Source organism: Pararobbsia silviterrae (genome assembly GCF_003628125.1).
GTDB classification, from domain to species: domain Bacteria; phylum Pseudomonadota; class Gammaproteobacteria; order Burkholderiales; family Burkholderiaceae; genus Pararobbsia; species Pararobbsia silviterrae.
The window spans coordinates 220,865-241,362 of record NZ_RBZU01000001.1; the positions used below are offsets into that span (position 1 = coordinate 220,865).

The 20,498-nt window shown below is 67.0% G+C and carries 16 protein-coding genes, 2 pseudogenes and 1 riboswitch; of the genes and pseudogenes, 8 read left to right on the top strand and 10 right to left on the bottom strand.

Going from position 1 to position 20,498, the window contains the following annotated elements; all coding sequences use genetic code 11:
* The first annotated feature begins 297 nt into the window (after positions 1 to 297).
* The 7 genes and pseudogenes from D7S86_RS00915 (at position 298) to pxpA (ending at position 7,534) form a co-directional block, all read left to right on the top strand.
* Entirely contained in the window at positions 298 to 2,406 is a 2,109-nt protein-coding gene (locus tag D7S86_RS00915) for a putative bifunctional diguanylate cyclase/phosphodiesterase (RefSeq protein WP_338069138.1), read from the top strand.
* A 73-nt stretch (positions 2,407 to 2,479) separates the two neighbouring features.
* Entirely contained in the window at positions 2,480 to 3,061 is a 582-nt protein-coding gene (locus tag D7S86_RS00920; RefSeq protein ID WP_147432169.1) for a hypothetical protein, read from the top strand.
* Between the two features lie 12 nt (positions 3,062 to 3,073).
* A complete protein-coding gene (locus tag D7S86_RS00925; RefSeq protein ID WP_121082248.1) occupies positions 3,074 to 3,865 on the top strand; it encodes an endonuclease/exonuclease/phosphatase family protein in 792 nt (263 codons plus the stop codon).
* 946 nt (positions 3,866 to 4,811) lie between these two features.
* Positions 4,812 to 5,021, top strand: a pseudogene (locus D7S86_RS30040) (carboxyltransferase domain-containing protein); the annotation flags it as partial.
* A gap of 270 nt (positions 5,022 to 5,291) precedes the next feature.
* Positions 5,292 to 5,711, top strand: a pseudogene (gene pxpB / locus D7S86_RS30045) (5-oxoprolinase subunit PxpB); the annotation flags it as partial.
* Positions 5,708 to 6,757: a 5-oxoprolinase subunit C family protein gene (locus D7S86_RS00940; protein ID WP_121082257.1), complete on the top strand. Its 1,050-nt coding sequence runs from the start codon at positions 5,708 to 5,710 to the stop codon at positions 6,755 to 6,757. The pseudogene pxpB and the gene D7S86_RS00940, both read left to right, overlap by 4 nt.
* Before the next feature lie 18 nt (positions 6,758 to 6,775).
* Positions 6,776 to 7,534, top strand: a complete 759-nt coding sequence (pxpA, locus tag D7S86_RS00945; RefSeq protein ID WP_121082261.1) for a 5-oxoprolinase subunit PxpA — start codon at positions 6,776 to 6,778, stop codon at positions 7,532 to 7,534.
* A 90-nt stretch (positions 7,535 to 7,624) separates the two neighbouring features.
* Here pxpA and D7S86_RS00950 read toward each other — a convergent pair whose 3' ends face one another.
* The 9 genes from D7S86_RS00950 to ahcY all read right to left on the bottom strand — a co-directional run bounded on the left by D7S86_RS00950 (position 7,625) and on the right by ahcY (position 17,455).
* Positions 7,625 to 8,641, bottom strand: a complete 1,017-nt coding sequence (locus D7S86_RS00950) for a TraB/GumN family protein (RefSeq protein ID WP_420813198.1) — start codon at positions 8,639 to 8,641, stop codon at positions 7,625 to 7,627.
* A 122-nt stretch (positions 8,642 to 8,763) separates the two neighbouring features.
* A complete protein-coding gene (locus tag D7S86_RS00955; RefSeq protein ID WP_121082264.1) occupies positions 8,764 to 9,852 on the bottom strand; it encodes a dipeptide ABC transporter ATP-binding protein in 1,089 nt (362 codons plus the stop codon).
* Positions 9,849 to 10,871 (bottom strand): ABC transporter ATP-binding protein, encoded by a 1,023-nt coding sequence (locus D7S86_RS00960; protein ID WP_121082267.1) that lies wholly within the window; start codon positions 10,869 to 10,871, stop codon positions 9,849 to 9,851. The genes D7S86_RS00955 and D7S86_RS00960 overlap by 4 nt, the downstream gene beginning before the upstream one ends.
* A 12-nt stretch (positions 10,872 to 10,883) precedes the next feature.
* Positions 10,884 to 11,798: an ABC transporter permease subunit gene (locus tag D7S86_RS00965; RefSeq protein ID WP_121084159.1), complete on the bottom strand. Its 915-nt coding sequence runs from the start codon at positions 11,796 to 11,798 to the stop codon at positions 10,884 to 10,886.
* Positions 11,799 to 11,803: 5 nt separating this feature from the next.
* Complete coding sequence (locus D7S86_RS00970) at positions 11,804 to 12,814, bottom strand: ABC transporter permease subunit (RefSeq protein WP_121082270.1); 1,011 nt, start codon at positions 12,812 to 12,814, stop codon at positions 11,804 to 11,806.
* Positions 12,811 to 14,550 carry an ABC transporter substrate-binding protein gene (locus D7S86_RS00975; RefSeq protein ID WP_121082273.1) on the bottom strand — a complete coding sequence of 580 codons (1,740 nt, stop codon included), beginning with the start codon at positions 14,548 to 14,550 and terminating at the stop codon, positions 12,811 to 12,813. Before D7S86_RS00975 ends, D7S86_RS00970 begins: the two co-directional genes overlap by 4 nt.
* A gap of 167 nt (positions 14,551 to 14,717) precedes the next feature.
* On the bottom strand, positions 14,718 to 15,554 hold the full coding sequence (gene metF / locus D7S86_RS00980; RefSeq protein ID WP_121082276.1) for a methylenetetrahydrofolate reductase [NAD(P)H]: 837 nt from the start codon (positions 15,552 to 15,554) through the stop codon (positions 14,718 to 14,720).
* A gap of 10 nt (positions 15,555 to 15,564) precedes the next feature.
* A complete protein-coding gene (locus D7S86_RS00985; RefSeq protein WP_121082279.1) occupies positions 15,565 to 15,930 on the bottom strand; it encodes a phage holin family protein in 366 nt (121 codons plus the stop codon).
* A gap of 112 nt (positions 15,931 to 16,042) precedes the next feature.
* The gene (gene ahcY / locus D7S86_RS00990) at positions 16,043 to 17,455 is read right to left on the bottom strand and encodes an adenosylhomocysteinase (protein WP_121082282.1); all 1,413 of its coding nucleotides are present in this window, start codon (positions 17,453 to 17,455) and stop codon (positions 16,043 to 16,045) included.
* A gap of 34 nt (positions 17,456 to 17,489) precedes the next feature.
* Positions 17,490 to 17,586: riboswitch (S-adenosyl-L-homocysteine riboswitch) on the bottom strand.
* A 152-nt stretch (positions 17,587 to 17,738) separates the two neighbouring features.
* Here ahcY and D7S86_RS00995 point away from each other — a divergent pair.
* Entirely contained in the window at positions 17,739 to 18,692 is a 954-nt protein-coding gene (locus D7S86_RS00995) for a LysR family transcriptional regulator (protein WP_121082285.1), read from the top strand.
* 92 nt (positions 18,693 to 18,784) lie between these two features.
* Here D7S86_RS00995 and D7S86_RS01000 read toward each other — a convergent pair whose 3' ends face one another.
* Complete coding sequence (locus D7S86_RS01000) at positions 18,785 to 20,458, bottom strand: GMC family oxidoreductase (RefSeq protein ID WP_121082288.1); 1,674 nt, start codon at positions 20,456 to 20,458, stop codon at positions 18,785 to 18,787.
* Positions 20,459 to 20,498: the final 40 nt, after the last annotated feature.

Genomic DNA, 20,498 nt, shown 5'->3' on the forward strand with positions numbered 1-20,498 from the left:
GGCACCCCCGTCGTGCCTTGAATTCAGTGTAACGGTGGACATAAAGGACGCAAGTTAGCAACCCGATGGTTGTGCTGCCAAAAGCGCCGTCGCGCGGCGTTGTCGGGGCCTCAGGACGCCGCGTCAAGGGGTTCGCGCCAAAGGGCGCGTGCAAGCCGCGCGCGGGCCTGTCGCGCCCGTACGACAGGCCCGCGCGCGCACGCGCGTTTTACTCAAGTCGTTGCGGCGCTTGCCGTTAACTCGGCGAGCAGGGGGGGAGCGTATGCGAAGCCCGACTTCGCGATCGCGCGAATTGCCTTGAGGACGCGTATGAACAGTTCCTACAACCTGTCGCTTGTCGCGCTGTCGCTCATTGTGGCGACGATGGCGTCGTATACGGCGCTCGATATCGCGGGGCGGCTCGCGAATCCGGTCGAGCGCGGACGTCAGACGCGCTGGCTGATCGGCGGGGCGCTCGCGTTCGGTCTCGGGATCTGGGCGATGCACTTCATCGGCATGCTCGCGTTCGAGCTGCCGATCCGGATCGGTTTCGACTCCCGGATCACGTTCGTTTCGCTCGCGGTCGCCGTCGGGGTGTCGTATTTCGCGCTGCGCGTCGCGTCGGCGACCATCCTGTCGGCGAGACGGCTCGGCATCGCCGGGGTCCTCATGGGCTTCGGCATTTCGTCGATGCACTACCTGGGCATGGCCGCGATGCGGATGTCGCCCGGCATCGACTTCAATCTTCCGCGTGTCGGTCTGTCGGTGCTCATCGCGATCGTCGCGTCGATCGCGGCGCTCTGGATCGCGCACGCGTTGCGCATCGAGCAGGGCCGCAACGTGACCGCGCGGCGCTGCGGCGCGGCCGTCGTCATGGGGATCGCGATCTGCGGCATGCATTACACGGGCATGTGGGCCGCGTCGATCGAGCCGCACGCGATCTGTCTGTCGGCCAACGACGTCGACACGCGCTGGATGGCGCTGACGCTGACCGTCTTCACGATCTCGCTGCTGAGCGCGACGTTGTTGCTGTCGATGGCCGAGCGCCGGTTCGTGCGCCGCACGGCCGAGATGTCGACGTCGCTGTCGACGCTCAATCGTCAACTGCTGCGCCTCGCGACGCTCGATGCGCTGACCGAACTGCCGAATCGATCGACGCTTTCCCAGCGTCTCGCGCGCGCGATTGCGCGTTCGGGGCGCACGGGCCGGCCGTTCGCCGTCCTGTATATGGATCTCGACGGCTTCAAGGGCATCAACGACTCGCTCGGACACGCGATCGGCGACGGTGTGCTCAAGGCCTTCGCGCTGCGTCTGCGTCACGCGGTGCGCCGCTACGGCACGATCGCGCGCATCGGCGGTGACGAATTCGTCGTCATGGTCGAGCAGCTCTCCGCGCCGCAGGATGCCGCGGCCGTCGCCGCGTTGATACTGACGCGCATGGAAGAGGACCTGCTCGTGGACGGCGTCCCGCTGCGCATCACGCCGAGCATCGGCATCGCGATGCATCCGCGCGACGGGCTCACGGTCGACGATCTGCTGCGCAACGCCGACGCCGCGATGTATGTCGCGAAACAGAGCGGCCGCAACACGTACCGCGTGTTCGAGCCGGAGATGATGAAGACGGCGATGCGCGTGCACAGCATCCAGCGCGGGCTTCAGGAGGCGTTGACGTTCGGACGCTTCACGCTCGAATTCCAGCCCAAATATGACGGCGCGGCAGCCAGGCTCGTCGGCTGCGAAGCGTTGCTGCGCTGGACCGATCCCGTGCTCGGCGTGCTCACGCCGCTCGAGTTCATTCCGGTCGCCGAGCGCTCGGGCCATATCATTCAGATCGGTTACTGGGTGCTCGCCGAGACGTGCCGCACACTCGTCGCGTGGGACAAGGCCGGACTCGCGCCGACGAAGGTCGCGATCAATCTGTCGCCGGTCCAGTTGCGCGAACGCGATCTCGTCGAGCGCATGCGCGCGATCGTCGATGCGCACGGCATCGGACCCGAGCGGATCATGTTCGAGATCACCGAGTCGGTCGCGATGCACGATGCCGAGAAGACCGTCGCGTATATACGCGGCTTCCACGAGCAGGGCTTCGAGATCGCGATCGACGACTTCGGCACCGGTTATTCGAGTCTGGCCTATCTGCAGCAATTTCGCGTCAAGCAGCTCAAGATCGATCGCTTCTTCACCGACGGGCTCGACAAGCACGGAGAGGAAGCCTACGCGATCGTGTCGGCGATCATCGCGCTCGCGCACTCGCTCAAGATGGACGTCGTGGCCGAAGGCGTCGAAACCGCGACGCAGCTCGAAAAGCTCAACAGCCTGTTCTGCGATCAGGTGCAGGGCTTCCTGCTCGCGAAGCCCTTGCCGCCCGACACCTTCGCGGATCTGTTACGTGCGCAGACGCTGGCCGCGCCCGCGCAGGTCGGGTGAGGCGAGGCCTCCCGCAAGCGGGGCGAGCCGCGATCGCGTTACTATGCAGCGTCACCCCGAACCGGAGACGCTTATGAAGTGGCGGACGCCGCGCGCTTGCGCGGCCGCGGCAATTGCGTGCCTGGCCTATATCGGCGGAGTCGGGTTGGCTTACGGGCAGGCCTCGACGCCGACCGTACGCTGGCAGCTCGACGTCATTGAAAACGGCGTGACGGTCGATACATTCAAGGCCGACACGCCGCTCGAACAGACCCAGACGCAGTCTCGCGAACACGAGGTCGTCCATGCGGTCGGATGTGCGCAGGTGCCCCAGGCACGCGCTTCGCTCTCACGTTCGATTGCCGTCACGCCGTCGTCGGTCGACGAGCGCGGCGTCAGTTTCGCGATCGATGCGACCGAGACGCTCGAAGACCCGGCCTCCCAGCACACGAGCGAAGGGTGTACGTTGCCGCCGCAACCGCGCGTCGTTCACGCGACGCATCCCGCGCTGATCGTCGGCAAGACGAACTGGACCGATTGGACGGTCGTCGCGCACGACCCGACGCTCGTCTACCGCCTGCAGGCAAGCGTATTGCCGGCGGCCGACGACGAGGGGACGCGTCCTGCGGCGTCGAGTGCCGACGCCGGATCGGCGACGGAATCCGGATCCAAATAGTGCGATCGGCGCATGCGAAATCCCGACGACAACACGATTTTCGGCCGCGACGCGTTTCTCGCGGTCAGCTGGAATCTGCATAAGGGCCGTACGCCGCTGGGCTTACAGGCGTTTGAGGCGATGCGCGACTGGATCCGCACCGTCGGCGCCGACGCGTATTTTTTTCAAGAGGCCATGGCGCGCCGCTTGCCGGTCGCGTCGCAGACGTCGCGCTTCGGCGAAGCCGTGGCCGCGCTGCCGCCCGAACTCTGGGACTGCCAGGCGACCGAGATCGCGACGTCGCTGCGGCTGCAGCTCGCGCTCGGACAAAACGTGTTCAAGCCGTCGTGGCGCCACGGCAATGCGATCCTGTCGCCGCATCCGCTCGATCTCGGCGGCCGTTGGGATATCTCGGCGCACCGCTTTGAGCGTCGCGGGCTGCTCGTGGCGCGCGTCAATTTCAACGGGGTCGACGTGCATCTGTTGTGTGCGCATCTCGCGCTCACGCGCGCGGCGCGATTGCGTCAGATGACCTGGATCGCGCACTGGATCGAACGCGACGCGCCGACCGGGCCGCTTGTGTTGGCCGGCGATTTCAACGACTGGAAAAACGATTCGGTGCCGTTGTTCGGCGCGCTCGGCATGACCGAGGTCGCGACCGCGCTGGGACGGCCGGGCCGGACGTTTCCCGCGTTCTCGCCGACGCTCGCGCTCGACAAGATGTTCGTGCGCGGCTTCGCGCCCGTCGATTGGATCGAACCTGATCGACGCACGGCGTGGCTGTCGGATCATTTACCGTACATCGCGCGGCTCGAACTTGTGTGATCGAGAACGGGCTGTCCTGGTGTCGGACAAGACGTATTCGCTGTGCGCCGTGCAACCTCAGACGGGGTCACCGGTCCGTAGAACGCGACGCGGAACCGGAGGTCGATCCCATGACAGTCTTTTCAAATCGCCGCGCCATTTGGCGCGGCATATGCGCGGTGTGTTGGGCGGGGAGCGGGATGGCGGGGGTGTGCGTACCCGTCGGCGCATCCCCGCTTGACGACCCGAATGGCGGCCCGCCTGCCCGGTTCCTCGCGCGCGATGCGCTCGGCGAATCCGCTTACGATCGCGCTTACGAACCCGCTTACGAACCCGCTTACGTACCCGCTTACGAACCCGTTTATGATCCCGCGAGGCGCAACATCGCGACTCCGCCTTCGCCCGCTCGAAGCGTCTCGGATCCCGTGCCGCGCGCGCAGACGTGGCGGGATCTGCCCGCCCCGTCCGCGAAGACGTTCCGGGTACGTCCGAAGTCCGAATCGGACGCCGCTGCGTGGATATCCGCCGAGCCGTCGTTGACGCGCGGGTCGCCCCCCGGCGCGCGCGACGACGATCGCGATCTCCTCGACCCTCGCACGGATCGGACGACTGTGTTTCGAGACCGGATGCATGCAGGCTACCCGTATACGTTCCCGCCCGTCCCATCGTGGCCCGAGTCGGAGCAAGGATCCGGCCGGCGACCGGAGGACGCGCTGGGCGATGCGGTGCGTGCGCGCGCTCGAACGGACTGAGCGCCGGATACCCCCGGACCGAATCGGGACATCCCGACGCCGACGGTCGAAGCGCTCGATGTATTCGGCGCGCGCCCACGCCGAAAGCCGTCGGATATGTCGCGGCTGCGCGCCAAACGCTCGACATCGAATGTGGCGGTTTTATTGGTAAAGTGATCGCACTTCGACGGCGCACGCCGTGCGCCGCGCCGGCCACCCTGGACGAAACCAGACCGATGACAGCGTTCGAGATCTTCGAATTGGGCGACCATGCGCTCGTGGCGACGGCGGTCGACGCAGTGTCGTTCGAGACGCAGCGGCACATCTGGCGGATCGCCGAACTCGCACGGGCATGGCCCGATGTCGAGGAGGCGATTCCCGGCATGAACAACATCACGCTCGTGTTCGACCCGCTGGCGACCGACCTCGGCGCCTTGCGCGCGCGGCTCGAACGTGTCTGCGTACCCTTCGGCGCGGATGACGGCACGGACGATGCCATTGAGGACGGCCCGGAGGCGGACGGCCGCGACGCGGCCGCGCAACGGGCGTCCGATGCCGATACGCTCGACGAGGCGCTTGCGGACGCTTCGGGAGCCGCTGGGAGCACAAGCACGAGCACGAGCGCGTCGCGGTCCGGTACGACGCGCGATACCGGACGCGCGGGCGGCACGCGCAAGCGCGCCTCGCGGACACACGCCGACGATGCCGAGCCGCACGATCTCGGCGACGCGCCCGGACGTCTCATCGAGTTGCCGGTCCACTACGGCGGCGTCGACGGCCCCGATATCGAAGCCGTCGCGCGCCACGCGGGACTCAGCGTCGAGGCGTTGATCGAACGGCATGCGCAGACCGAATACACGGTCTATTTTCTCGGATTCCAACCGGGCTTCGCCTATCTCGGCGGACTCGATCCGGCGCTTGCTGCGCCGCGCCGCAAGGAGCCGCGCGTGCGCGTGCCGGCCGGTTCGGTCGGCATCGGCGGCGCGCAGACGGGTGTCTATCCGACCGCGTCGCCCGGCGGCTGGCAGTTGATCGGGCGCACGCCCGCGACGTTGTTCGACGCCGAGCGCGATCCGCCGTCGCTGCTTGCACCGGGCGACCGCGTGCGGTTCGTGCCGAGCGGGGGCGCGCGATGATCGACGTCATCAAGGCCGGCGTCTTGAGTTCGGTCCAGGATCTCGGCCGCCGAGGTCACCGGCATCTCGGTGTCGCGCTCGCGGGTGCGATGGACCCGCTGTCGTTCGAGATCGCGAACCGGCTCGTCGGCAATCCGGTCGACGCGGCCGCGATCGAGATCACGATGGGCCCCGTTGCGCTGCGCTTCACACACGCGACGCGCATTGCAATCACGGGCACCGACTTCAATGCGACGCTCGACGATGCGCACGTCTCGTCGTGGTGGAGCCTGCCGGTCCAGGCCGGACAATGTCTGACGCTGCGCGCCGCGCGGCGCGGCATGCGCGCTTACGTCGCCGTCGCGGGCGGTATCGACGTGAAGCCCGTTCTCGGGTCGCGCAGCACGGATCTCAAAGCGGGTTTCGGCGGACTCGGCGGACGCGCGCTGCGCGACGGCGATCGCCTGCCGCATGGGCCGTCTGCCGCGCTTGCGCGCGACAGCGTGTTTTCGCCCGATGCGCCGACATTCGGCGTCAAGGCGCCCGCCTGGAGCAAGTTCGCGGAGATCGACTACACGCCCGGCCCGCCGCACTACGACGGCAAGGTGCCGGTCGGGCCGACGATCGTGGTCCGCGTGCTGCGCGGACACGAGTACGGCGATTTCACCGAGGCGTCGCACGAAGCGTTCTGGACGCGCGACTGGACGATCACGCCGAACAGCAACCGCGTCGGCTATCGGCTCGATGGCCCGGTACTCGAACGCGGCATCGGCGACGAGCTGCGTTCGCACGCGGTGCTGCCGGGTACGATCCAGGTGCCGCCGAACGGCAAGCCGATCGTGCTGCTGGCCGATGCGCAGACGACCGGCGGTTATCCGAAGATCGGCGCGGTGATCAGCGCCGACCTCTGGCGGCTCGGGCAGGCGCGGCTCGGCAGCGCGGTCCGGTTTGTCGAATGCACGCGCGACGAGGCGCTCGAAGCGTTGCGCGCGACACAGCGCTATCTCACGCAGGTCGCGGCGGCGCTCGATATGAAACAACATGATCAGGCCGCGCGGGCGCGCTGAATCTTTTGGAATGACACCATGCAAATCGATCTGAACGCGGATCTTGGCGAGGGCTGCGACAACGACGCGGCGCTGCTCGATCTCGTGAGTTCCGCGAATATCGCGTGCGGCTGGCACGCGGGCGGCGCGGACGTCATGCGCGCGAGCGTCGCGGCGGCCATTGCGCGCGGCGTGGCCGTCGGCGCGCACCCGAGCTTCAACGATCCGGCGAATTTCGGCCGTACGGAGATCGCGCTGCCGCCCAATGCGGTCTACGCGGCCGTGCTCTATCAGCTCGGCGCGCTCGCGGCGTTCGCGCGGGCCGAGGGCGGCCGCGTCGCCCACGTCAAACCGCATGGCGCGATGTACAACCAGGCCGCGCGCGATCCCGCCATGGCCGATGCGATCGTCGCGGCCGTGCGCGATTTCGATCCGTCGATCGCCGTGTTCGGCCTCGCGAATGCCGAGCTCGTGGCCGCGGCGCGCCGGGCCGGACTGACGTCGATCGAGGAAGCCTTTGCGGATCGCGGTTATCGCGCCGACGGCTCGCTCGTACCGCGCAGCCAGCCCGGCGCGCTGCTCGACGACGAAGACCTCGTGCTCGAACGCACGATCGCGATGATTCGCGAACGGCGCGTGCAATCGGTCGACGGTCATTGGGTTCCGCTCAATGCGCAAACCATCTGCCTCCATGGCGATGGCCCGCATGCACTCGCGTTCGCCCGCCGGATCCGCGGCCGGCTCGACGCCGAACAGATCCGCGTGGGCCCGACATCGCCGGCGAGCGCGACGGCGTGAGCGCGCGGACGGGCGCGATGGCGATAAAGCCTTGCCTCGCCGCACGCAACGCACGCAACGCACGCGCCGAAAGCGAGGCCGTCTGCCGGCTCAGCCCGGCTCGATCGAGAAGCCGTTTTCCCTGAGCTTCGCGAGCACACCGCGCGGGCCGCCGAGATGCAGCACGCCGACCGCGACGAAGATCGGCTTGTCGGGCAGCGAGAGGTCCGCGATCCGGCGCGCGAACCGCCGGTTGCGGCGATAGAGGATCTTTTCATCGAGCGCGTTCGAAAGCTCGGGCGTCTGTGCGAGCCGTAACGAGCGCGCCGCGCTCCAGGCCGCGAGCTTGTCGGCGTCGCCCTCGCGCCAGAGCGCGTGGAGCTGCCGCGTATCGGCCGCGTTCTGCTGGGGCGTCTGCGCGAGGTCCTGGGCGAGCATTTCCCATTGCTCGGCATTGCGCAGATTCGTGAACGCGCGCATCTGATCGTTGAGCGTCTCGAGCCCGACGATCGGATATTTCGCGTAGACGTTTTCGAGCTGGGCTTCGGTCCCGTATTCGGTCTGCAGCCCGGCGGCGAGCGAATCGTATGTTTCGATCAGCAGCGCCGCGAGCCAGGGCCGCATCTTCTGAATTTCGGCGAGCGCCTCGGGGTTGTCGCGCAGCCGCCATTGCAGACGCTTCCAGAGCGCATCGGGCAATTGCTTGGGCAGGCACGGCGTATCGCAGACGCCATAGCGCGTCACATCGTTTTGCGAGACGACGAGATCGTCGGGCGAGAGCTCGAACGCAAGCAGTGTCGCGCGCTTGAGCGCATCGAGAATCTCGGGCCGGAACGGCTGGTTCGGCGGATAGTCGGCCGGTTTGGCGGCGTGCATCGTGCCGAGGATATAGACCGTGCGGTTATTGGCTTTGCGCGCGATATAGAACGGCAGTCGCGGCGGCGCCTGCGCGGCGCCGGCCGCCGTACGCGGGGCCGATGCGGGCGCGGCCAGCGCATCGACGGCCGAACCGCCGAGCGCGCATGCCGTCATGCAGACCGCGAGCCAGCGCCGGATCGATCCGGCTCGCACCGCCCGGGTCGATTCGGCGGGCGTCGCATGGCCTGCATCGGTCGGCGTCTCGCGCACGCGCGAGTCCGGCCCCGGATACCTGCCGATCCTCAACGAAAGCTGCCACACGTGTGCTTGCACCAGATCGCCTGCGCGTCACATTCGGCGGCGGTAAGCCAACGCTGCGCCGCGCCAAGGTGTTACTCCCCCGTCTCTTCCGCGCGATGACACGCCACACTGCGGCCATCCACGTCGCGCAGCGCCGGCCGTTCGACACGGCATCGTTCGACGGCCATCGGGCAGCGCGGATGGAAGCTGCAGCCGGACGGGGGATTCAACGGCGAAGGCAGCTCACCCGAGAGTCTAACTTGGAGGCGGCGCTCCGACGCACGGATCGCGGGCGTGGCCGACAGCAGCGAGCGTGTATACGGATGACGCGGCCGGCTCAGCACCCGGCGCTTGTCGCCGAGTTCGACGACGCCGCCGAAGTACATGACGAGCACGTCGTCGGCCACATGTTCGACGACGGCCAGATTGTGCGAGATGAATACGAAGCTCACCGCGTACTGCTGCTGGAGATCCATGAACAGATTGAGGATCTGCGCCTGGATCGACACGTCGAGCGCCGACACCGGTTCGTCGGCGACGACGATGCGCGGCTCGACGATCATCGCGCGCGCGATCGCGATGCGCTGCCGTTGGCCGCCCGAGAACATATGCGGATAGCGGCGCGCATGCTCGGGCCGCAGGCCGACGACGCGCATCGCGTCGGCCACGCGCGCGGCGCGCGCCGCGCGATCGAGCGGCGTATTGATCGCGAGCGGTTCGTCGAGCGTCTGCGCGATGGTTTTGCGCGGATTCAACGACGCGAACGGATTCTGGAACACCATCTGCACGCGGCGGCGCAACGCGGCCGGGACGTCGCTGCCGAAGCGCGTGACGCGTTCGCCGCCGATCGTCAGCGTGCCGCCGCTCGGCGTTTCGATCATCGTGAGCTGGCGCGCGAGCGTCGATTTGCCGCTGCCCGACTCGCCGACGACCGCGAGCGTGCGGCCTTGCGCGAGCGAAAACGACACGCCGTTCAGCGCATTGACGCTCGCGTGCCCGAACAGGCCGCGGCGCACCGCGTAGTGCTTGCTCAGCACGTCGGCGACGAGCACGGGCTCGGACGACGCGCGCGCCGCGTCGCGCTCCCCGCGCGCGTCGGGGCTCAATCCGGCGTTCGATCCCGCGTCGTGCGCGCGTAGACCCGCCGCCGTGCCGATACCGGTGTCGGGGCGCGTCGTCATTGCACGGCTCCTTGCGCGCCGGCGCGCGCGAGATTCAGCGGGCGGATGCATCGGACGGCCGCATCCGCGTGCGGATCGCGCGAATCGAGCGGATCGAGTCGCGCGAGCGCCGGCCGCGCCGCGCGGCACGCATCGACCGCATGGACGCAGCGCGGCGCGAACAGGCACCCCGAGGGCCGGTCGTCGCGGCCCGGCACGACGCCGGGCAACGCCGCGAGCCGCGCCGCGCCGGGATTGTTTTCGGGGATCGCCTGCAGCAGCGCGTGCGTGTACGGATGATGCGGCGCATCGAAGATCGCGGGCACCGTGCGCGTCTCGATGACCTCGCCCGCGTACATGACGGCCACGCGCTGCGCGACCTCGGAGACGACCGCGAGATCGTGCGAAATCAGCACGAGCGCCATGCCGCGTTCCTTCTGGAGCGAGAGCAGCAGCCGCATGATCTGCGCCTGGATCGTGACGTCGAGCGCGGTCGTCGGCTCGTCGGCGATCAAGAGTTTCGGATCGCACGCGATCGCCATCGCGATCATCACGCGCTGGTTCATGCCGCCCGAGAGCTGATGCGGAAACGCGCCGATACGCGCCTTGGCGTCGGGGATCTCGACGTGCTCGAACAGCTCGACGACCCGCTTGCGCAGCGCCGATCCGCGCAGGCCCTGATGGCGCCGGAGCACCTCGGCCACCTGGAAGCCGACCGTATAGCTCGGATTGAGGCTCGTGAGCGCGTCCTGGAACACCATCGACATGTCCTTGCCGACGATCCTGCGCCGTTCACGCGCGGTCGCGGCGAGCAGATCGACGCCATTGAAGCGGATCTCGTCGGCGCGAACCTGACCCGGCGCATCGACGAGCCCCATCAGCGCGAGCATCGTGACGCTCTTGCCCGAGCCGGATTCGCCGACGATGCCGACGACCTCGCCGGGCGCGACGGACAGATCGACATGATCGACCGCCGCGAGGCCGTCGAAATCGACGCTCAGATTGCGTATCCGCAGCAAGGGGGTGGGGGTGCCGTGCATGGCGCGAGTCGCCTATCGGATCCGTTTGAGTTTGGGGTCGAGCGCGTCGCGCAGGCCGTCGCCGAACACGTTGATCGCGAGCACCGAGATCAGGATCGCGAGGCCGGGCATCGCGACGATCCACCATGCCGTGTCGATATAGTCGCGCGCCGAAGCGAGCATCGCGCCCCATTCGGCGTAGGGCGGCTGGACACCGAGGCCGAGGAAGCCGAGCGCCGCCGCGTCGAGGATCGCCGACGAGAAGCCGAGCGTGGCCTGCACGATGAGCGGCGCCGCGCAGTTCGGCAGCACCTGCGAATACATGAGCCGCAGCGTGCCCGCGCCCGCCACGCGCGATGCCGTCACGTAATCCTTCTGCAGCTCGCCGAGCGCCGATGCGCGCGTGAGCCGCACATACGCGGGCAGGGCCGTGATCGCGATCGCGAACATCGTGTTCGCGAGACCCGGGCCGAGCACCGCGACGATCGCGACCGCGAGCAACAGCGAGGGCAAGGCGAGCAGCACGTCGATCACGCGCATGATCAGCGCATCGAGCGCGCCCGCCGAGAACGCGGCGACGAGTCCGAGCGCGACGCCCGGAATCAACGCGAGCACGACCGACACGAGACCGATCGAGAACGACACGCGCGCGCCCGAGATCAGGCGCGAGAGCAGATCGCGCCCGGCCTCGTCGGTGCCGAGCAGAAAGCGCGCCTGGCCGCCGTCGAGCCAGGCGGGCGGCGTGCGGATCGCATCGCGGAACTGTTCGACGGGATTGTGCGGCGTGAGCCACGGCGCGCAGAGCGCGACGAGCATCAGCAGCGCGAAGACCGCGCCCGCGACGACCGCGCCGCGATGCGCGGCGAAATGTCGCCAGAACGCGCGCGCGGCGAGCAGGCGGCTGTCGGCCGACGGCGGATCGATGACCGGATTCGAGAGATCGGACATCGGCGTCACCTCGTATGCCGGATGCGCGGATTCAACACGCCGTAGAGCATGTCGACGCAGAAGTTGACGGCGATCACGAGCAGCGCGATCAGCAGGATCGCGCCTTGCACGACGGGATAGTCGCGTCGCGCGACCGCGTCGATGAGCCATTTGCCGACGCCGGGCCACGAGAACGTGGTCTCCGTGAGCACCGCCCCCGCGAGCAGCAAGCTGACCTGCAGGCCGATCGCCGTGACGACGGGAATCAATGCATTGCGCAGCGCATGCACGACGATCACGCGCAGCGGCGCGAGACCTTTGGCGCGCGCGGTCCGGATATAGTCCTCGCGCAGCACTTCGAGCATCGACGAACGCGTCATGCGCGCGATGACCGCGAGCGGAATCGTGCCGAGCACGATCGCCGGCAGCACGAGATGACTGAGCGCCGACCTCAGCGCGCCGGGATCGTTCGAGAACAGCGTATCGATCAGCATGAAGCCCGTCACGGGCGTCACATCGTATTCGACGGCGATGCGTCCCGAGACGGGTGTCCAGCCGAGCTTGACCGAGAAGAACATGATGAGGATCAGCCCCCACCAGAAGATCGGCATCGAATAGCCAGCGAGCGCCGTGCCCATCACGCCATGATCGACGGCCGAGCCGCGCCGCAGCGCGGCGACCACGCCCGCGGGCACGCCGACGATCAGCGCGAACAGTAACGCGCACAGTGACAGTTCGACGGTGGCCGGAAAACGCGCGAGAAATTCCTGCATGACGCTCGTGCTCGACACGAGCGATGTGCCGAGATCGCCGTGCAGCGCATGCAGGAGATAACGTCCGTACTGAATCGGCAGCGGCGCGTCGAGACCGAGCCGGTGCATCGCCTCGGCATGCGCGGCCGGCGTGATGCCGCGCTCGCCCATGAGGACTTCGACCGGGTCGCCCGGAATCAGATGGATCAGGATGAACACGAGCAGCGTGATGCCGATGAAGGTCGGCACCACGCTCAGCAGCCGTGTCAAAGCGAAACGAATCATGGCGATTTGAGGCCCACGCCCGCGAATTGCGTCGGCCCGAACGGATCGATCGCGAAACCGGTCACGTTCTTGCCGAGGGGTTGATAGACCGTCGAATGCGCGATCGGCGTATAGGGCACTTGATCCTTGAAGATTTCCTGGGCCTGCGTGTAGAGCTTCGTGCGCGTCCCGATGTCGGTCGTCGCGCGCGCTTTTACGATCAGATCGTCGAACGGCTTGTAGCACCAGCGCGCGTAATTGCTGCCGTTGATCGCATCGCAGCCGAGCAGCACGGCGAGCCAGTTGTCGGGGTCGCCGTTGTCGCCGGTCCAGCCGATGAGCATCGCGTCGTGCTCGCCGGCCTGCGCGCGCTTCATGTACTCGGCCCACTCGTAGGTGACGATCTTCGCGTGCACGCCGATCTTCTCCCAATCCGCCTGGATCATCTCGGCCATCAGGCGCGCGTTCGGATTATAGGGACGTTGGACGGGCATCGCCCAGAGCGTCACGTCGAACCCGTTTGCGAAGCCCGCTTTCGCGAGCATCGCCTTGGCCTTGGCGGGATCGAATGGCGCGTCCTTGAGGTCCTTGTCGTACGACCATTGCGTGGGCGGCATCGGTGCGCTCGCGCGTTGTCCGGCGCCCTGGTAGACCGATTTGATGATCGCGTCCTTGTCGATCGCCATATCGAGCGCGCGCCGCACGTCGACGTTGTCGAACGGCTTGTGCTGCGTGTTGTACGCGAGGTAGCCAAGATTGAAGCCCGCCTGGCTCGGCATCTGGAGATTCGCGTCCGAGCGGATCATGTCGAGATCGGCCGGCTTCGGATAGGCCATGACCTGGCACTCGTTGCGTTTGAGCTTCTGCACGCGCACCGACGGATCGATCGTGATCGCGAAGATCAGCTTTGAAACCTGGACGTCGCCCGGTTTCCAGTAGTCGGGGTTGCCGTCGAAGCGGATCGTCGCGTCCTTCGTGTAGCTGCGGAAAATAAACGGACCCGTGCCGACGGGCTTCTGATTGATGTCGGACGCCGTGTTCGACTTGAGCAGCTGGTCCGCGTATTGGGCCGACAGGAGCGACGTGAACGGCATCGCGAGGTCGGACAGGAACGGCGCATTGACGGCGCTCAGCGTCATGCGCACCGTGTACGGATCGAGTTTCTCGATCTTCGCGATGCTCTTGTCGAGGCCCATGTCCGTGAAGTACGGAAACCGGACCGGATAGGCCTTGCGGAACGCATTGTCCGGGTCGCGCATGCGATCGAACGTGAACAGCACGTCGTCGGCGTTGAATTCGCGCGTCGGCTTGAAGTACGGCGTGGTCTGAAACTTGACGCCGTGACGCAGGTGGAACGTGTACGTGAGTCCGTCGGGCGCGATTTCCCAGCTTTCGGCGAGGCCGGGCTCGACCTTCGTGCCGCCCTTCGCGAACTCGACGAGCCGGTTATAGACCGGATACGCCGACGCCGTCGATTCGACCGAAGTCGTGTATTGCGCGGGATCGAAGCCGGCGGGGCTGCCTTCCGAGCAGAACACGAGCGTCTTGTCGGGCACGGCGGCCGAGGCCGGGAGCGGCGCGTTGCACAGCGCCGCGCATGCGGCGAGTGCGGCGATGCCCCGGACGACCGCGCCCCGAAAGCGCGGCGCGTGAATGGCGACGCGCCTGGCGGCGATCCTGTCGACAGCGCACCGATCGATCGACACGACGGCGAGACGCGCGCGCACGCGACGCAAACGACCACGGACGAGGTTCATCGGGGCCTCTCTGGGTGGCGCGACGGGATCGACGCGGTGAACCGATGTTACTGACGATCAAAATGACGAACAAGGCGCGATCTTGCGGATCCCGTCGCGCGATCGGTCGTTTTGCCTCACGCGCCGCGTGCCGCCGCGCGGGCGTTTCCGTCCCGCGCGCGATTCGTTCAGTCCTTGTTGCGCAGCCGTTCGTAGATCGCGCGGCTCGCGGCCGCGGCGTTCAACGTATAGAAGTGAAGCCCGGGCACGCCGTGATCGAGCAGCCGTTCGCAGAGATCGGTCACGACATCGAGGCCGAACGCGCGAATCGATTCGCGGTCGTCGCCGAAGCCTTCGAGCCGCTTGGCGATCCAGCGCGGGACTTCGGCGCCGCACATCTCCGAGAATCGCAGGAGCTGCGAGTAGTTCGTGATCGGCATGATGCCCGGCGTGATCGGCACCTCGACGCCGAGCGCGCGCGCGTCGTCGACAAAGCGGAAATACGCGTCCGCGTTGAAGAAGTACTGCGTGATCGCCGAGTCGGCGCCCGCCTTGACCTTGCGCGCGAACGCATCGAGATCGTGCTTGGGCGAACGCGCCTGCGGGTGATACTCGGGGTACGCGGCGACTTCGATGCGGAACCAGTCGCCCGTCTCCGCGCGAATGAATTCGACGAGATCCGACGCATAGCGGAATTCGCCGATCTCGCCCATGCCCGACGGCATGTCGCCGCGCAGTGCGACGATGTGACGGATGCCGTGTTCGCGATAGTGCTTGAGGATCTCGCGGATGCTTTCGCGCGTCGCGCCGATGCACGACAGATGCGGCGCCGCTTCGAGGCCGTCGCGTTTCATTTCGACGACGAGATCGAGCGTGCCTTGTTGGGTCGAGCCGCCGGCGCCGAACGTGACCGAAACGAATTTCGGGTTCAGTGCCGCAAGCTGGGCGCGCGTGGCGCGCAGCTTGTCGAGACCGTCGGCGGTCTTCGGCGGAAAGAATTCAAACGAGAGTTCGCAGCTAGCCATAGTGTTTCGATCAATACCAGCGTGTGATGCCTTCGCGGTGACCGAATACGATCGCGGTCAGGATCCACGAGATCACGCTGTAGAGGATCGAGCCGAACAACGCGGCCCAGAATCCATCGACCTCGAAACCCCTGACGAACCATGCCGCGAGCTGGAACAGCAGCGCATTGATCACGAGCAGGAACAAGCCGAGCGTGAGAATCGTCACGGGCAAGGTCAGCAGCACGAGCACGGGCCGCAGCAGCACGTTGATCAAGCCGAGCACGATCGCGATCACGAGCGCGGTGCCGAAGCTCCGGATGTGAATCGAGGGGATCACGTACGTTACGCCGAGCAAGGCCACCGCGTTCAACAGCCAAGTCACGATCAGATGCATCGCCGCTCCTTTCGGTCAGTCTATAAACGAACGCGCCGGGCCGATTCAGGGCCCGACGCGCAACTCCGATACCTCGCCTGACGACAGTTCGCTCGCGCGAACTGTAAGCGGATCAGTAACGGTAATGCGACGGCTTGAACGGACCGTTCTTGTCGACGCTGATGTAGTTCGCCTGTTCGTCGGTCAGCACGGTCAGGTCTGCGCCGATGCGGCCCAGGTGCAGGCGCGCGACCTTTTCGTCGAGGTGCTTCGGCAGCACGTAGACCTTCTTCTCGTACTGGTTGCCCTTCGTGAACAGTTCGATCTGCGCGAGCGTCTGGTTCGTGAACGAGTTCGACATCACGAACGACGGGTGGCCCGTCGCGCAGCCGAGGTTCACGAGGCGGCCTTCGGCGAGCAGGATGATGCGCTTGCCGTCAGGGAACTCGATGTGATCGACCTGCGGCTTGATGTTGTCCCACGTGTACTGGCGCAGCGACGCGACGTTGATTTCCGAGTCGAAGTGACCGATGTTGCAGACGATGGCCTGGTGACGCATCTTCTTCATGTGATCATGGTCGATCACGTGGAAATTGCCCGTCGCGGTCACGAAGATGTCGGCCTTGTCGGCCGCATAGTCCATCGTGACGACGCGATAGCCTTCCATGGCCGCCTGCAGGGCGCAGATCGGATCGATTTCCGTGACCCAGACCGTCGCGCCGAGGCCGCGCAGCGACTGCGCGCAGCCCTTGCCGACATCGCCGTAGCCCGCGACGACCGCGACCTTGCCCGCGATCATGACGTCGGTCGCGCGCTTGATGCCGTCGACGAGCGACTCGCGGCAACCATAGAGATTGTCGAACTTCGACTTCGTGACCGAGTCGTTGACGTTGAACGCGGGGAACGGCAGCTTGCCGTCCTTTTCGAGCTGATACAGGCGATGCACGCCCGTCGTCGTTTCCTCGGTGACGCCCTTGATTTCCTTGAGACGCTTCGAGTACCACGTCGGATCGGCGTCGAGGTGCGCGGCGATCGACTTGAACAGCGCCGTTTCTTCCTCGTTGGCCGGCTTCGAGATCACCGAGCGGTCGCTCTCGGCCTTGGTGCCGAGAATCAGCAGCAGCGTCGCGTCGCCGCCGTCGTCGAGGATCATGTTCGCTTGCTCGCCGTTCGGCCATTCGAAGATCCGATGGCTGAATTCCCAGTATTCGTCGAGGCTTTCACCCTTGAAAGCGAACACGGGCGTGCCGTTCGCGGCGATCGCGGCGGCGGCGTGATCCTGCGTCGAGAAGATGTTGCACGAGGCCCAGCGCACTTGCGCGCCCAGCGCTTCGAGCGTCTGGATCAGCACGGCGGTCTGGATCGTCATGTGCAGCGAGCCGGCGATGCGCGCGCCCTTGAGCGGCTGGCTCGTCTTGTATTCGGCGCGCGTGGCCATCAGGCCCGGCATTTCCGATTCCGCGATCACGAGTTCCTTCTTGCCCCAAGCGGCAAGCGACAGATCGGCGACGACAAAATCCTGGGAATCGACTACAGCGGCGTTCATCACGCCCTCCTTTCTAAAAAAGACCTAGAAATTAAAGACGTGAGCGCCGTTCAGAACGGGGCCGCGTCGGCGATCCCCGGTGAGATTCCGAGCCTGGCGGAAGAAATTCCGTCGCAACGCTCCTCGGAAGGTGGCGCAGATTGTAGCAAAGAAGCGCGTCGGCGGCGCGCGAAGACCCATGCCCGGTGCGGGTCATGCCTCGATTGACTTAAACTCGGATCTTGCATTCCAGACCGGAATGTTCATGCGCCGGGAACCGGACGCGCCCTTCGGAGACCGACCCATGGAATTGCGCGCTCTGCGCTACTTTGTCGAGGTGGTTCGGCAGCAAAGCTTCACGCTCGCGGCCGAGTCGCTCAGCGTGACGCAGCCGACGATCAGCAAGATGGTCAAATCGCTCGAGGAAGAGATCGGCACGCCCTTGCTGCTGCGCGAAGGCCGGCAGCTCGTGTTGACCGACGCGGGACGCATCGTCGCGCAACGCGGGCAGGACGTGCTCGCCGCGCACGCGCAATTGCGCGCCGAGCTCAACGATCTCGAATCGCTCGGACGCGGCGAGCTCCGGATCGGCATTCCGCCGATGGGCGGCACGCTGTTCACGCCCGCGATCGCGGCGTTCCGGCAACGTTATCCGAAGGTCGAACTCAAGTTGTTCGAGCACGGCTCGCGCGCGATCGAGGCGGCGTTGCTCGAAGGCGATCTCGAACTCGGCGCGGTGCTGCTGCCCGTCGACGAGGCCGTGTTCAGCCTGCTGCCCGTCAGTCACCATCGGTTGTGGCTCGTCGCGCCCGCGACGTCGCGCTGGCGCGGCGCGGACCGCGTGCCGCTCGCGCAGCTTGCCGACGAGTCGTTCGTGTTCTATGGCGAGAGCCTGGCGCTCAACGATATCGTCATGCGCGCGTGCCGCGACGCGGGCTTTACGCCGACGATCGTCGGGCGCAGCGGACACTGGGATTTCATCACGGCGCTCGTCGGCGCGGGGGTCGGCATCGCGTTGCTGCCCGAGCCGTACTGCAGGCCGCTCGACCCCGAACGCTATACGCTCGTGCCCGTTGTCGATCCCGTCATCGCGTGGGATATGGCGATTGCGTGGCGCAAGGACGGTTATCTGTCGCATGCCGCGCGTGCGTGGCTCGATGTCGCGCGTGCGTTGCCCGGAGACGAGGGGCCGAGCAGCGCGTCCGCCGATCTCTGGCTCGGCGGCGCGCGCGCCGGCGCGACACGCAAGGGCGCCTAGGCGCGTCGATGCGCAGGCGCGCTTACGCGGGGCGCCATGCAGAAACGCTCAGGCGCGCCGATGGGGTTCGCGCGCCGGACCGGGCGCGCCGCTCATGCGCCCGCGGGCCCCAGTGCGGATCCCGGCGCGAGCACGAGGGGCGCGGCGGCCGGCGACATCGTGCCGACCATGCGATCGACCGCACGCTCGGCGATCATGATCGTCGGCGCATTCGTATTGCCGCCGATGAGCGTCGGCATGATCGACGCGTCGATGACGCGCAGCCCCGTGACGCCGCGTACGCGCAGATCCGGATCGACGACCGAGGCGGGATCGCTGCCCATCCTGCACGTGCCGACCGGGTGATAGATCGTCTCCGCATCCGCGCGGACCGCCGCCATGAGTTCGGCGTCGGTCTTGAGGTCGTGCGTGCGCAATTCGCGGCCGCCGTGGTCGGCGAGCGCCGGCGCTTCGAGAATGCGCCGCGCGGCCTTGACGCCGCGCAGCATCGCTTCGGCATCGTAGGGATCGCTGAGGAAGCGAGGATCGACGACGGGCGCATCGCGCGTATCGCGGCTCTCGATCGTGACGGTGCCGCGGCTGCGCGGACGCAGCACGCAGACATGCAGCGAGTACCCGGCGCCGTAGTGCAGTCGCCGGCCGTGCTCGTCGACGAGCGCCACGCAGAAATGGAACTGGATGTCGGGGCGTCGCAGCGCGGGGTCGGTTTTGACGAAGCCGCCGGCTTCGGCGACGTTGCTCGCGAACAGGCCGCGGCGGTGACGCCGATACATCGACCAGCGGCGCACCCACGCGGGGAGGCTGCCGATCGTGAGGCCGACCGTTTCGGTATCGCCGGGTATGCGCTTCTGGAACGTGAAGTCGAGATGATCCTGCAGGTTCGCGCCGACGCCCGGCGCGTCGTGCACGACGTCGATGCCGAGGCCGCGCAGCGTCGATGCGGGCCCGATGCCTGAACACATGAGCAGTTGCGGCGAGCCGAACGCGCCGCTGCAGACGATGACTTCGGCGCGTGCGTGCAGCGTTTCGGCGCGTCCCGCGCGCGAGATGTCGACACCCGCCGCGCGTCGGCCGTCGAACACGATGCGTAGCGCGTGGGCGTGCGTGATCACGTGCAGATTGCCGCGCACGCGCGAATGGAGATACGCGCGCGCGGCGTTCCATCGTTCGCCGTTGCGCTGCGTGACCTGATAGATGCCGACGCCCTCTTGCGACTCGCCGTTGAAATCGTCGTTGGGCAGATAGCCGGCCTGGACCGCGGCATTGACGAAGCGCCATGAAAACACGTTGACGTCGCGCAGATCCGACACGATGAGCGGACCGTTTTCGCCGTGATAGGTACTCGCGCCGCGCACATTCGATTCGGCGCGCCGGAAATACGGCAGCACGTCGCGCCAGCCCCATCCGGGACACCCGGCCGCTTCCCACTCGTCGTAGTCGAGCGGGTGGCCGCGCGTGTAGACCATCGCATTGATCGAGCTGCTGCCGCCGAGACCGCGTCCGCGCGGCTGCCAGGTCTTGCGATCGGAGAGCGCGGCCTGCGGGGCCGTGCGGAACATCCAGTTGTAGCGCGAGCGCCGCGCGACGAGCGCGGCGAGACCCAGCGGCGTGTGGATCAGCGCGCTGTGATCGGACGGCCCCGCTTCGAGCAGGGCGATCGTCGCATGCGGGCATGCGTCGGCGAGTCGCGCCGCCGTCGCGCAGCCGGCCGAGCCGGCCCCGACGACGATGTAGTCATAGGTCGAGGACCTCGCGGTGGATCCCATGAGGTGTTGTCTCCCTGCGCCTTGGAAGTCGGCGCCTTTC